The sequence below is a fragment of the Enterococcus sp. E4-223 genome (assembly GCF_035727065.1).
In the GTDB taxonomy this organism is placed as follows: domain Bacteria; phylum Bacillota; class Bacilli; order Lactobacillales; family Enterococcaceae; genus Enterococcus_B; species Enterococcus_B faecium.
On record NZ_JAPMLH010000002.1, the window covers coordinates 183,479 to 197,539 of the forward strand.

At 35.4% G+C, this 14,061-nt stretch carries 13 protein-coding genes; all 13 read left to right on the forward strand.

Annotated elements, in window-relative coordinates; translation table 11 throughout:
- Position 1 precedes the first annotated feature (1 nt).
- The 13 genes from glyS to OS139_RS03690 all read left to right on the forward strand — a co-directional run bounded on the left by glyS (position 2) and on the right by OS139_RS03690 (position 13,914).
- A complete protein-coding gene (glyS, locus tag OS139_RS03630) occupies positions 2-2,077 on the forward strand; it encodes a glycine--tRNA ligase subunit beta (protein ID WP_002331548.1) in 2,076 nt (691 codons plus the stop codon).
- 390 nt (positions 2,078-2,467) lie between these two features.
- Positions 2,468-3,247 (forward strand): hypothetical protein, encoded by a 780-nt coding sequence (locus tag OS139_RS03635; protein WP_002331547.1) that lies wholly within the window; start codon positions 2,468-2,470, stop codon positions 3,245-3,247.
- Positions 3,248-3,292: 45 nt separating this feature from the next.
- Entirely contained in the window at positions 3,293-4,237 is a 945-nt protein-coding gene (locus OS139_RS03640) for an LCP family glycopolymer transferase (protein WP_002294932.1), read from the forward strand.
- A 15-nt stretch (positions 4,238-4,252) separates the two neighbouring features.
- On the forward strand, positions 4,253-5,032 hold the full coding sequence (locus tag OS139_RS03645; RefSeq protein ID WP_002327773.1) for a YveK family protein: 780 nt from the start codon (positions 4,253-4,255) through the stop codon (positions 5,030-5,032).
- Between the two features lie 11 nt (positions 5,033-5,043).
- Positions 5,044-5,742: a CpsD/CapB family tyrosine-protein kinase gene (locus OS139_RS03650; protein ID WP_002331546.1), complete on the forward strand. Its 699-nt coding sequence runs from the start codon at positions 5,044-5,046 to the stop codon at positions 5,740-5,742.
- A 27-nt stretch (positions 5,743-5,769) separates the two neighbouring features.
- Positions 5,770-6,534, forward strand: a complete 765-nt coding sequence (locus OS139_RS03655; protein WP_002331545.1) for a tyrosine-protein phosphatase — start codon at positions 5,770-5,772, stop codon at positions 6,532-6,534.
- Positions 6,535-6,546: 12 nt separating this feature from the next.
- Positions 6,547-8,364: a polysaccharide biosynthesis protein gene (locus tag OS139_RS03660; RefSeq protein WP_002331544.1), complete on the forward strand. Its 1,818-nt coding sequence runs from the start codon at positions 6,547-6,549 to the stop codon at positions 8,362-8,364.
- Between the two features lie 10 nt (positions 8,365-8,374).
- A complete protein-coding gene (locus OS139_RS03665) occupies positions 8,375-9,007 on the forward strand; it encodes an acetyltransferase (protein ID WP_002331543.1) in 633 nt (210 codons plus the stop codon).
- A 1-nt stretch (position 9,008) separates the two neighbouring features.
- Positions 9,009-10,127 carry a DegT/DnrJ/EryC1/StrS family aminotransferase gene (locus tag OS139_RS03670; protein WP_002331542.1) on the forward strand — a complete coding sequence of 373 codons (1,119 nt, stop codon included), beginning with the start codon at positions 9,009-9,011 and terminating at the stop codon, positions 10,125-10,127.
- Positions 10,117-10,743 carry a sugar transferase gene (locus OS139_RS03675; RefSeq protein WP_002331541.1) on the forward strand — a complete coding sequence of 209 codons (627 nt, stop codon included), beginning with the start codon at positions 10,117-10,119 and terminating at the stop codon, positions 10,741-10,743. The genes OS139_RS03670 and OS139_RS03675 overlap by 11 nt, the downstream gene beginning before the upstream one ends.
- Positions 10,744-10,755: 12 nt before the next feature.
- A complete protein-coding gene (locus OS139_RS03680; RefSeq protein ID WP_002331540.1) occupies positions 10,756-11,907 on the forward strand; it encodes a glycosyltransferase in 1,152 nt (383 codons plus the stop codon).
- A 30-nt stretch (positions 11,908-11,937) separates the two neighbouring features.
- The gene (locus OS139_RS03685) at positions 11,938-12,699 is read left to right on the forward strand and encodes a hypothetical protein (protein WP_230198356.1); all 762 of its coding nucleotides are present in this window, start codon (positions 11,938-11,940) and stop codon (positions 12,697-12,699) included.
- 15 nt (positions 12,700-12,714) lie between these two features.
- Complete coding sequence (locus OS139_RS03690) at positions 12,715-13,914, forward strand: hypothetical protein (RefSeq protein WP_002331538.1); 1,200 nt, start codon at positions 12,715-12,717, stop codon at positions 13,912-13,914.
- Positions 13,915-14,061 lie beyond the last annotated feature (147 nt).

Genomic DNA, 14,061 nt, shown 5'->3' on the forward strand with positions numbered 1-14,061 from the left:
GATGGCAAAAGACTTATTACTTGAAATCGGGCTGGAAGAAATGCCTGCTCATGTAGTCACACCAAGCATGAAACAATTAGAAGAAAAAACAGCAAAATTTTTAGATGAAAACCAATTGACTTATGATACGATCGAAACGTTTTCTACACCGCGCCGCTTAGCAATCAAAGTAACAAACATTCCAGAACGTCAAGCAGACAGTGAAGAAGAAGTCAAAGGACCAGCCAAAAAAATTGCTTTGGACGCAGATGGAAACTGGACGAAAGCAGCTGAAGGATTTGTCCGCGGACAAGGTCTGACGACAGATGCTATCACTTTTAGAGAATTAAAAGGCGTGGAATATGTCTATGTAACGAAATACACTCACGGCAAAGAAGCAAAAGAAGTATTGACAGGTTTAGCAGATGTCATTAAAAGCCTCACTTTCCCAGTAACGATGCATTGGGCAGAATACGATTTTGAATATATCCGCCCTATTCACTGGATCGTGGCATTGTTAGATGACGAAGTAATCCCATTCGAAATCTTGGATGTCAAAACAGGCAAAGCCTCTCGAGGTCATCGTTTCTTAGGCGAAGATGTGACATTTGCGCATGCAAAAGAATACGAAGAAAAATTAAATGAACAATTTGTTATTGCTTCACCGCAAAAAAGAAAAGAAATGATCATCACACAAGCAAACGAATTAGCAGAAAAAAATCACTGGATCATTGATCTAGATGAAGATTTACTAGAAGAAGTCAACAATCTAGTCGAATATCCAACTGTCTTTTCTGGCGACTTCGAAGAAAAATATCTATCTGTTCCTGAAGAAGTACTAGTCACTTCTATGAAAGAACATCAACGTTATTTCGAAGTACGGAACGATCAAGGTATGTTGCTTCCTCATTTTATTTCTGCTCGTAATGGCGATCGGGTAAAATTGGAAAATGTGGTACGAGGCAATCAAAAAGTATTGACTGCTCGTTTAGAAGATGCGGAATTCTTTTATAATGAAGACAAGAAAGCTTCAATCGACCAATACGTTGAAAAATTAAAAACTGTTACTTTCCATGAAAAAATCGGTAGCATCTATGAGAAAATGCAACGGGTACAAGTCATCGCTCGCATCATAGGCGAACAAGTAGGACTATCTGAGGAAGAATTGATGGATCTGCAACGCGCTGCTGAAATCTATAAATTTGATCTAGTAACCAACATGGTAGGAGAATTCCCTGAACTACAAGGGATCATGGGAGAAAAATATGCTCTGCTTAAAGGCGAGAAACCAGCCGTAGCAACAGCGATCCGTGAACATTACATGCCTATATCCAGTGAAGGAGATTTACCTGAGACTACAGTAGGTTCTGTTTTAGCGATTGCTGATAAATTAGATAGTATCTTTTCTTTCTTTGCAGTTGGGATGATCCCAAGTGGCTCAAACGATCCATATGCTCTGCGCCGTCAAGCATATGGTGTCGTTCGAATCATCGAATCGAAAAAATGGGTCTTTCCTTTGTCTGTTCTGCAAGAAACGATTAGTGAAGTTATCAGTAAAGATACGGATCGTTTTGGCATTGGCTTGTCAGCGGGACAACAACAGGTGATCGACTTTATCAAAGGCCGTCTGCGCCAATTATTGACAACGAAGAATATTCGTCATGATGTCATCGAAGCTGTTTTGAATGCAGAACAAAAAGATCTGACAAAAGTATTTGCAGCAGCACAATTGTTCAAGCAGCATCTTGCAGATGAAGACTTCAAACCATCGATGGAAGCTTTGACACGTGTCGTGAACTTAGCGAAAAAAGCGGAGCTTGAAAAACAATCAGAAGTAGACCCTGAACTGTTCGAAAACGAAGCGGAGAAAGAACTGCACAAAGCAGTAGAGGCAATGAAAACAAGCTTTGCTGACCAAACGATCAACGAAAATTATGATCAGCTTGTAAGCCTTCGCCCACTGATCGAAAATTATTTTGATCAGACGATGGTCATGGCAGAAGAACCAGCAGTACGTAAGAACCGATTAACGCAATTAAGTCAAATTGCTGCCATGGCTTTGTCACTAGCAAGTTTAGATCAAATCATTACAAAATAATTTCTAATATGTAAATAAACCAGAGAACAGGCGCAAAATAGGCTATTTCTCTGGTTTATTTGTTATAAATATAAATAACTATTATTAATTCAATGTTAATTTTTTTTGTTATTTTATTTTTTGTGTAACTTTTAAAAAAACCTATGAAAATTAAGGAAATAAAAATGAAATCGATTAATTGTTATCTTATTAATGTTTTATTTATTTTTAAATCGTAAATTGCCCTAGTCAAGAAAACAGTTTGTGGTATGATTATATAGGGAAAACTTGTTTACAAATATTTCTGTGAATATATTAGTTTAATTATGTTTTTTAAAATAAAAAGCTGTCATTTTTATGTAAGTGAATTATATCTTAATTTATCTATCATCAATACTTAGGAGTGAATCTATGGAAAAGCCATTCGTCAAGTCATTGACTGCTGTGGCGGTAGGTGCAGGTGCTATTGCGATCTGTTTGTTTGGATACCACATCAATAATCAGCGGCAACATCAGCAACGGATCAATTATGCAGAATCTGCCATCACCAATCAAAAAGACACCTTGACTTCTTTATCAAAAGAAGTAGACAAGCTGTATAGTACAAAAGAAAAAATTTTTCTAAACCCTGAAATAACAGAAGAAACAATCACAAGTTTGTCCAATAAGCTATCCTCTGTCAAACTTTCAGCAGATGATTACGACATCAAAGAATCAGAATTGCCTAAAGAAGCTGTTGCAATCCAAGATGAGAAGAAAGCAATCGTGACACAGTTAGATAGTGCAGAATCAAAACTGAAGATCCAGACAGCTGTCAACGATTTATTTACTAAAAATGTATCAAACTGGCAGCAAGCTGTAGACGATGTCGTCATCAAAGAAAAGGTGACAAGTGCAGATATTGCTCGTGTACGTGAAAATATGAGCTTTTTTAAAGATAGTCCTTGGAAAACGGTTGTTATGCAATATCTAGGATTCGCTGATACTCAGATCGCGCAAGTCACGCAACTAGATCAGTTATTCGATACGATGTTGAAGGATGGTCAAGTGACTGCCACCGCTACTTACGATCAATATTTGACGGTGCTCAGTCAAATAGAGCAGATCCGGAATGAAAAAATACGCGCAGCATACGCAACAAAAGCACAAACTTTTGCTCAGCAAATGGGCTATAGCAATATAAGCTATTGACAGTTAAAACGTTGATTCAAGCAAGGTTAGCAAACGGAGGAAACTATGGCAAGACGAAGAAGAAAATCAAGAGGGAAAAAAATATTTCTGATTATTTTAGCAGTTCTTATCGTATTAGTATTAGCAATTGTAGGAGTAGGAGCAAAATTATATCTGGATCTCTCACATTCTATTGAGAAAACTTACGAATCAGTGGAACGAACCCAAGGAGAACGAACGAAACCAGTTGATCTGGACAAACAAGAATCTTTCTCTGTTCTATTGATGGGGATTGATACTGGAGATTTAGGTCGGGTCGATCAAGGAAGATCAGATACGATGATGGTTGCCACAGTCAGTCCTGAAGACAAACAGACAACGATCGTCAGCATTCCTCGTGATACGTATGTCGACATCGTAGGTCGTGACACAAAAGACAAGATCAACCACGCTTACGCATTCGGCGGAGCTGCCATGGCGATGGATACCGTACAAAAATATGTAGACATCCCAATCGATCACTATGTCTCTATCAATATGAAAGGGCTAAAGGAACTTGTTGATGCAGTTGGTGGTATCGAAGTCAATAATGACCTCACTTTCTCACAAGATGGCTATGACTTTACAATCGGTAAAATCACATTGAACGGGGATCAGGCATTATCTTATTCTCGTATGCGTTATGAAGATCCAAATGGTGACTATGGTAGACAAGAGCGTCAAAGAAAGATCGTAGAAGGCGTAGCAAAAAAAGTATTGAGTCTAAATGGTGTCAGCAACTATCAATCCGTTTTGAATGCTCTAGAGTCGAATATGAAAACAGACATGAGCTTTGATGAAATGAAAAAAATTGCTTTAGATTATCGGGAGGCATTTGGTACGATCAAGCAAGATCAGCTGCAAGGAGAAGGCTTCATGCAAGATAATATCTCCTATCAAAAAGTCAGTGATCAAGAACTTGATCGTGTGAAAAAAGAATTAAAAGATCAAATGAATCTAGAGAATAAATAGGAAAGTGGAGAAAAAATGGAAGAGACAATCAGCTTGAAAGAAATTTTTGAAACATTACGCAAACACTTGGTAACAATCATCATCTCAATGTTTGCTGGCTTGGCCATCTCAGGAATCGTAACATTTTTCATCTTGACACCAAAATACAGTTCACAAGCACAATTGATCGTGACACTGCCACAATCAGACACAGCAAATGTCAATGATGTCAATACGAACCTGCAAATGATCAATACGTATAAAGATATGATCGTCAGTGATTTAGTACTAAATGAAGTCAAAGATCGTTTAGAAACAGAAGACAATGTGAAAATGACTGCTGGACAAATCAAAGATGCGATCTCCGTCAATCAGTCACAAAATTCACAAATGTTCTCGATCCAGGCAATAAGCACGAATGCAGTGACTGCTCAACAGATCGCTAACACAACTTCACAAGTTTTCCAAGAGAACGCAAAAGACGTGATGAATGTCGATAAAATCTCGATTATTTCAGGTGCAGTTGCCAATACGACACCTGTTTCGCCAAATAATAAATTGAATCTAGTGATTGGCTTAGTATTAGGAATGATGGTAGGCGTAGGTCTGGCATTCTTATTCGAATTACTTGATCGGACAGTGAAAGATGAAAAATATGTGACGGATACATTAGGATTCCCAATCTTAGGAACAGTTCCAGAAATGTCAGCGAAAGAATTGAACGCTGGTATCCGTAAAAAAGGATCAGCTCCTGCACGACCAAAAGCTACAAACGATAAAACAGCCCCATCACGCAGAAGCCGCTCAAGAGTCTAGGAGGAAGAAAAATGGCACGAACACAGAAACAAAAAGCAGCACAAACTCATGCAGTCAGTTTGATCACATTAACAAACCCATCTTCACCAATCGCCGAACAATATCGTACGATCCGGACGAATATCCAGTTTGCCTCCGCAGCTGGTCAGCAAATCAAAACGATTGTCGTGACTTCATCAGGTCCTGGAGAAGGAAAATCCACCACTGCAGCAAACATTGCAGTCGTTTTTGCTAAATCCGGTCAACGAGTTCTACTAGTCGATGCAGATTTACGTAAACCCGTCGTCTATAAGACATTCCAGCTGAACAATGCCAGGGGATTAAGTACAGCACTTAGTTCATCAGGAAGTGTAGCAGATGTGATTCAACGAACGCCAGTCGAGAACTTGTCGATTTTGCCTAGTGGACCTAAGCCACCCAACCCATCAGAATTGTTAAGCTCGCCAAGAATGGATCAGGTTCTAGCCGAAGCAAGACAGTTATTTGACGTGGTGATATTCGATATGCCACCAGTAGTAGCCGTAACAGATGCACAGATCATGTCTTCAAAAACGGATGGCACCTTATTGGTTGTACGTGAAAATACGTCACGTAAAGAATCATTGAATAAAGCAAAAGAACTGCTGGAGATGGTACAAGCACGAGTCTTAGGTGTTGTATACAACGGAGCAGAACATAGCAAAGATGCTGGTTATTACTACGGAAATTAAGGAATAAGAAGAGAGGAGACAAGAGAAATGATCGATCTACATTGCCATATCCTACCAGGAATCGATGACGGGGCAGAAAACTTAGAAGCAAGTATTGCAATGGCTGAAAAAGCGATTCAGCAAGGCATCACGCATATTTTATGCACACCACACCACAATAATGGAAAATACAGCAATGAAAAATCACAAGTCATTTCTCTAGTCGCTTCGTTACAAGCCGAATTAGATAAAAGACAGTTGCCTTTGACGTTATTGGAAGGACAAGAAGTACGTATTACCGGAACGCTCATCGAAGACATCCATCGAGATGAAATTTTATTTACAGATTTAGATGATACATATCTTCTGATCGAATTTCCGACACTGGAAGTGCCGCTATATGCAGAACGGCTTTTTTTTGAGTTGTTAGAACTAGGAAAGACACCAGTGATCGTCCATCCAGAACGCAACGCGCATTTTCGAGAAGACCCAAATCATTTGCTTCCGTTCCTAGATATGGGATGTTTGGCCCAACTTACTGCGCCAAGTTATGTTGGTGTATTTGGCAAAGACATCCAGAAAACAGCCAAAACAATGGTCAAACATAATCTCGTGCAGATGGCTGCTTCTGATGCCCATGGGGTCTCTAAGCGCACCTTTTACTTAAAAGAGTGCTATGAACAGATTGCCAAGGACTTTGGTAAGGAAAAAGTAGTACAGATGAAACAAGTCGCAAAGGATCTGATCAACGGGGATGAGATCAGTTATCCAATCTATGAAGAGGTAAAAAAGAAGAAGTTTGGTTTATTTTAGGGGGAGTGTAAGGTGTTTGTATTAACAAGAAGAAGAAAAATTGCCACATTGGTTGTTGTGGACAGTTTGTTATTGATCGCTGCAAATATTGCAGCAGCTAAATTCATGAAGCCGTTTGTAGCTATACCAATGGACCTTATTTTAATCTCTATCGGTTTGTCGATTGGTTTTTATTTATTTTATGGTAGTTTATTCAAAGTTTTCACTCGGATCAATCGCTATACAAATTTAAGAGAGATCATTGCAATTTTTAGTTCACTATCTGCAAGTGCTGCCTCAAGTATCCTCATACTGCTGTTTATTAATCGGCAATACAGTTTACGGTTAGTTATCTTTGCTTATCTGCTTTCGCTCTTATTGATCATCGGTAGCCGATTGATCTGGCGTATCTACATCGAAACAAAAAATATGAGATACGTATCAGCAGATTCTGCTAAAAATACATTGATCGTTGGTGCTGGCGAAGGCGGGCGTATTTTATACAACAGCTTTCTTGGATCCAAAACGGCTCAAGATATCCACGTTGTCGGGTTTGTAGATGATGATCCGAATAAAAGAAATACGTATCTTTCAGGAAAAAAAGTATTAGGTGCATTAAAAGATATTCCGGAATTGATTGAAAAATATGACATTCAAATGGTAACGATCGCTATCCCTTCCTTATCAAGAAAAAAATTACGAAGAATCTTCGAGTTAGTCGAATCCGCTCGTGTGAAAGTCAACACGATGCCTTCTATAGAAGAACTTGCTTCAGGAAAAATTAGCGTATCAAAATTAAAAACAATTGACGTAGTGGATTTACTGGGAAGAGATGAGGTAGAGCTGGATATTGAATCCATCAAAGATCAGATCACAGACAAAGTCATTCTTGTCACCGGCGCAGGAGGATCGATCGGTTCAGAAATCTGTCGGCAAATCATTCAATTCAATCCTGCAAAGCTATTGCTTTTAGGACATGGGGAGAACTCGATCTACTTGATTGACCGTGAGTTACGCACGCATCATCAAAATTGTCCTACAGAAATCGTACCGATCATCGCAGATATCCAAGATCGCGAGAAAATCAATGAGATCATGGAACAATATCATCCAGATATCGTCTACCATGCAGCTGCTCATAAACATGTACCACTGATGGAATATAATCCAAAAGAAGCAGTCAAAAACAATATTTTCGGTACAAAAAATGTAGCAGAAGCAGCTAAAGCAGCAAAAGTGAAAAACTTCGTCATGGTATCGACAGATAAAGCTAACAATCCTCCAAACGTCATGGGTTCAACAAAACGAATCGCTGAAATGATCGTGACTGGATTGAATGAAGAAGGCTGTACGAAATTCTCAGCTGTCAGATTTGGGAATGTCCTTGGTTCTCGCGGTAGTGTGATTCCAGTATTCAGAGAACAAATTGCTCAAGGTGGTCCAATCACTGTAACAGACTTTCGTATGACCCGATACTTCATGACGATTCCTGAAGCGAGTCGTTTAGTTATTCAATCTGGCGCATTAGCAAAAGGTGGCGAAATTTTTATTCTAGATATGAGTGAACCAGTGAAGATTGTAGACCTAGCCAAAAACATGATCCGATTGAGCGGGTATAGCGAAGACGAAATCGAAATCATTGAAACAGGTATCCGTCCAGGGGAAAAACTATATGAAGAACTACTGTTGGATAAGGAAAGAAATGATGAAGCAGTTTATGAGAAAATCTTTGTAGGAAACATCAAAGGTTACTCAATACAAAAAGTGATGGATTTTGTCAAGAGCCTGCCGCAAGACGATGAACAATTGGCTAAAGATATCGTCACTTTTGCAAATGCTTCGAATAAGTAGGGGGAGTAAAGTGAAAGCAATTATTGTAGGAGCTGGTGGATTTGGCAAAGAGATTGCTTTTCTATTACAAAGTGTCTCTAGATATGAATTGGTTGGTTTTGTCGATGATTCGTTAAAAATGCAAAATCAAGAATTATTGGAAAAACCTATATTAGGAACAATAGACTCGTTAATAGAATTAGAAGAAGAAACTGCTATTTTTCTGGGAATTGCTTCGCCAGATATCAAAGAGAAAATATATCAGAAGATAAATAAAAATAATAAATTGATTTTCCCTAATTTAGTTGCACCAAGTGCACTAGTAGGCATAAATGTTCAGTTAGGAATTGGCAATATTTTAATGCCCTATACGACTTACACTGCTGACGTAGTTTTAGGAAATTTCAATATGATCAATATCGGCTCTACTATCGGACATGATACTCAAATCGGTAATTATAATTCAGTTTTTCCAAGTGTAAATATTTCAGGACATGTTATATTAGGAGATAAAAATGAAATTGGAGTAGGTACTAAAATAATACAAAATCTAAGTATTGGAAATACGAATATTATAGGTGCAGGAAGTGTAGTAATAAAAAATATTAATAACAATACTAAAAATGTTGGCGTACCTACCAAAGTAATAGAAAGATGGGATTAAGTTGGAAAATAAACGAATATTATTAGCATCTCCTCATATGAGTGAGGAAGGATATGAACAAGAGTATGTAAAAGAAGCATTTGATACAAATTGGGTGGCTCCTTTAGGTGCGAATGTGAATGGATTTGAGAAAGAATTAGCAGAATACGTGGGAGCTAGTCATGCTGCCGCATTATCTTCTGGAACAGCAGCTATACATTTAGCTTTGAAAGCGGCTGGGGTCGGTAAAGATGACATAGTGATTTGTCAGTCCTTGACGTTCTCAGCTACTGCTAATCCAATTCTCTATCAGGGAGCTATACCTGTATTTGTTGATAGTGATTACGAAACTTGGAACATGAAACCTGAACATTTGCGAACAGCGCTAGAAAAATATCCTAACACAAAGGCTGTATTAGTAGTACATTTGTACGGTTTATCAGCTAACTTAGACGAAATTACTAAAATATGCAAAGAATATGATGTTACTCTAATTGAAGATGCTGCAGAATCATTAGGAACAACATATAAAGGAAAATATACTGGTACATTCGGCGACTATGGAATTTATTCTTTTAATGGAAATAAGATAATCACAACTTCAGGTGGCGGGATGCTTGTGTCTAATGAAAAAGAAAAGGTGGAAAAAGTGAGATTTTGGGCTACACAATCTCGTGAGAAGGCACGCCATTATCAACATAATGAAATTGGCTATAATTATCGAATGAGCAATATCGTTGCAGGTATCGGTCGAGGACAATTGAAAGTTTTAAATGAAAGAATTGAGAAAAAACGATATATTCATAATTTTTATAAAAAAGAATTGTCTAAATTGTCAAATATACAATTCATGCCAGAAAATAATTGGAATGAACCGAACTATTGGTTAAGCGTCATAACAATAAAGGGGATAAATACGAATCATCTTATTGATGAGTTAGATAAAAATAACATAGAAGCCCGCCCAGTATGGAAACCTATGCATTTACAACCTGTTTTCAAAAATTATGATTATATTGGCGATGATGTAGCAGAAACTTTATTTGACTTAGGAGTATGTTTACCATCAGATACAAAGATGACAGATGAAGATTTAAAATATGTAGTATCTACGATTAAAAGAGTGATCAATGATGCGTAAAAAAACTTTCTATCAGCTTTTTGGGAAAAGAATTTTAGATATCCTATTGTCAGGCATTGCTCTCATCGTTTTATCGCCGATAATCTTAATTGTAGGTTTTTTAGTAAGAATTAAACTTGGTTCTCCAATTATCTTCAAACAAGAACGACCAGGAAAAAGTGAAAAAATTTTTTCCATGTATAAATTTCGTACAATGACTGACGAAAGAGACCACAATGGAGAATATTTACCTGATGAAATTCGACTAACTAAATTTGGGAAAATGCTTAGAGCAACAAGTCTGGATGAGCTACCCGAACTTTGGAATATTTTGAAAGGTGATATGTCGATCGTAGGACCTCGTCCATTATTAGTGGAGTATTTGCCACTATATAGTGAGAAGCAACGGAAAAGACACAACGTAAGACCAGGATTAACTGGACTAGCTCAGGTCAATGGAAGAAATGCGATTAGTTGGAAAGCGAAGTTTGAATACGATTATTTATATATAGAAGATTATTCTTTTACAAAAGACATCAACATAATTTGGCATACTATAAAAAAGGTGTTGAAGCACGATGGAATAACATCTAATTCCAGTGTAACAAATGAAAAGTTTACTGGTAATGAAGAATAAAGTGAGGGAACTATGAGAGTTTTATTTTATCTATTTTTAATATTAATTATTTATACAATGGTGGGCTATCCTATATTACTTGAGCTCTTGAATAAATTTATTCATAAAAAGCAAATCAAATTTGTTAAGAGTTACCGTCCAAGTGTGTCTGTAATAGTTCCAGCACATAATGAAGATTCTATTATTGAAAAAAAAATATTGAATTTGATGAGTTTAGACTATGAGAAGGATAAATTAGAAATTATTATCGCTTCTGATAATAGCACAGATGAAACGAATGAAATAGTCAAACGATATGTAGCTGAATTCCCGAAAATAGTTAAACTACATGTTGTTAAAGAACGAAAAGGAAAAACAAATGCACAGGACGAAGCAGTAGAAGTAGCCTGTGGTGAGATCATAGTTTTTACCGATGCTAATTCTATGTTAGAAAAAAAATCAGTAAAAGAACTTGTTTTATCATTATCAAACTTAGAAATAGGTTATGTAGCAGGAAAATTAGTTTATACTAATAACAAAATAAATTCAACAAGTGAGTCAGAGTCCACCTATTGGGATCTTGATCTTAGAATGCGTAAAATAGAATCAGATTTAGCTTCTATAACAGCTGGTAATGGGAGTATATATGCTGTTAGAAAAAATGATTATATAAAAATTAATCCAATTTATAGTCATGACAGTATATATCCACCAAAATTTGTTAATTTAGGGAAAAAAGCTATTTACAATGAAAAAGCAATAGCATTTGAAAAAGCAGGAGAAACGGATAATGATGAATTTAAGAGAAAAATTCGAATGTCTCGTAAAATAATAATGATTAATTTTGTTGATTTTAGTAAATATAATTTTTTTAAGCATGGGTTATTTACTCTTTTTTATTTCTCACATAGAACACTTAGAAATAATCTATATCTAATGCATATAATTGTCTTTATAACAAACTTGATTTTAGCGTTTATCGATTCTAACTCAATATATGTTTTTTTGTTTATTGTACAGTTAATGATATATCTACTAGCATTAGTTGCTCGAAATTTAAATAATAAATATTTAAAATTTATTTCTTACTATGTAATGACAATATTAGCTCAACTAATTGGTGCTTATAGAGAGAGTACTGGAAAATCTAAACCATTTTGGGAAAAAGCAGAAAGTACGAGGTAGATTAATCATATGGAAGTTCTAGTGTCAAGTATGAATAAAGATATGTCTTTATTCAAAAAAATGAATATTCAAACAAATGCAATTATCATTAATCAAACTCCAGATGTATCAGGAAATTTTTCATATAAACAACAAATATTCGATGACAAAACTTGGAAATTCTATTCTATGTCTGAAAAAGGTGTAGGACGCAGTCGTAATAATGCTTTGATGAGGGCTTCTGACGATATCGTTATAATGGCTGACGAAGATGAAGTTTTTGTAGAGGGTTATGAAAAAATCATTAATGATGCTTACTCGAAATATCCAGATGCAGATATGATTATATTTAATGTCAGAGTTCATCAAGGAAATAAAATCCGAGAAACTACAAAAAAAGAAGGAAAAGTAAAGTTTTATAATTCACTGAAATATGGAACTGTCACTTTTACATTTAAAAGAAATGGCATACTAAAAAAGAACCTATCTTTCTCACTATTATTTGGTGGAGGAACACAATACGGTTCTGGAGAAGACACATTATTTTTATGGAGTGCTCTAAAAACTAAATTAAAAATTTATTCAATCCCTATAACAATTTCTGATGTTTATAATGACACGTCTTCGTGGTTTGAGGGATTCAATAAAAAATATTATGTAGATAAAGGAGCATTATACCAAGCTCTTGGTGGAAATTTATCTTTTTTCCTTATTTTACAATTTTGGCTGAGAAGATACGATAGTAGTAATAACGTAAAGAGAATAGAAGCATTAAAATATATGTTGCAAGGAGCGAAAAACTTTAAAGAGTAAAGGAGGTAAGAGCTAGTGAATTATCCTAATGTGACCATAGATAAATCCATAAAAAGGGATATACCCGTGCTGAATAAATTTTCTGAAACTATGGCCCATCTTTCTATACATTTATTATGTCTTTCATTTTTTCTAAATGATTTGATGCTTTCGCCTACATTTGGAGGAACTTTCTCAGATATTTTTTTGATCTTGGGATTGATTTGCTCAAGCGTATTTTTCCATAAAATTAAAATTTCTCAAATATTTATTTTTATTTTATGTATTTCAATTGTTATTACTAACATATTTTATGGAATAAATATATCTACTACTAATTATGATTTAAATAGTTCCTTGATTTATTTGATAAAAATACCTGTCTTTTTACTTTTTACATTTAATGTGTATAATTTTGTAACCGAATTTAATTTACAAAAAAAAGCAATTGAGATATTTATTAACTATACATTGTTAATGTGTATTATCTCTCTCTATATATACGTAGCTCAATTAATTGGGTTGCCTTATAGGGCTCTCTGGTATTTTTCTAGACAGGATGCTGAAAGTTATACTTATCGTGGAAGTTCAATTATAAGATTGCGTGGATTATCAAATGAGCCTCAAGGTTTAGGGATGATGTTGACGGTTTCATTAGCTCTTTCATATTTTAATCAGGTAGGCTTTAGAATTAGTAATAAAAAAAATTGGTTTATAATTTTTTGTTCCTTACTTACGTTTTCATTCTCTACGATACTAACTGTAGCAATTCTTCCCATAATACAAATGATAAAATCAAAATCATTTAAGAAATTATTCAATAGAAAAATTATTTTATTTTTTATTGGTATTGTTGTGTTAATTTTAATATTCAGAGAAGAGTTAACTCAAACGATAATTATTAGATTTAATGAAATTATAAATGGTAACGATGGTTCTGGAACGGCTAGGATAGTGGGTAGTTGGCAATATGTTTCTGATTATATTGGAGGGATTGGTATTGGCAATTCCCCACCTATTTTTAATATATTTGCATATCTATTAACAGAATTAGGACTGATTCCACTTATTCTTTTTTGTTTGTTGATCTTTTATATGGGGAAGACAAACTTTTGGTTAGCCTGTATGCTTACAATCTTTTCATTTCAAAGAGGGGGCTATCTTTCAGCAGGGTATTGGTGTACTATCTTACTGCTCTTTATTGCTAGGAAAAATGTAAATAAACAATTAAAATAGATGGTTATATAAATTTTTCATGTATAAGAATTTAATAACGTTGTTGTATAATAATTAACCTAAAAAATCGTTACTATTAATAATTCAAAAATAGTTATCTTGAAGATAAGCCACTCAAAATAAATTTAAGGTAAGTATTTTCATCAA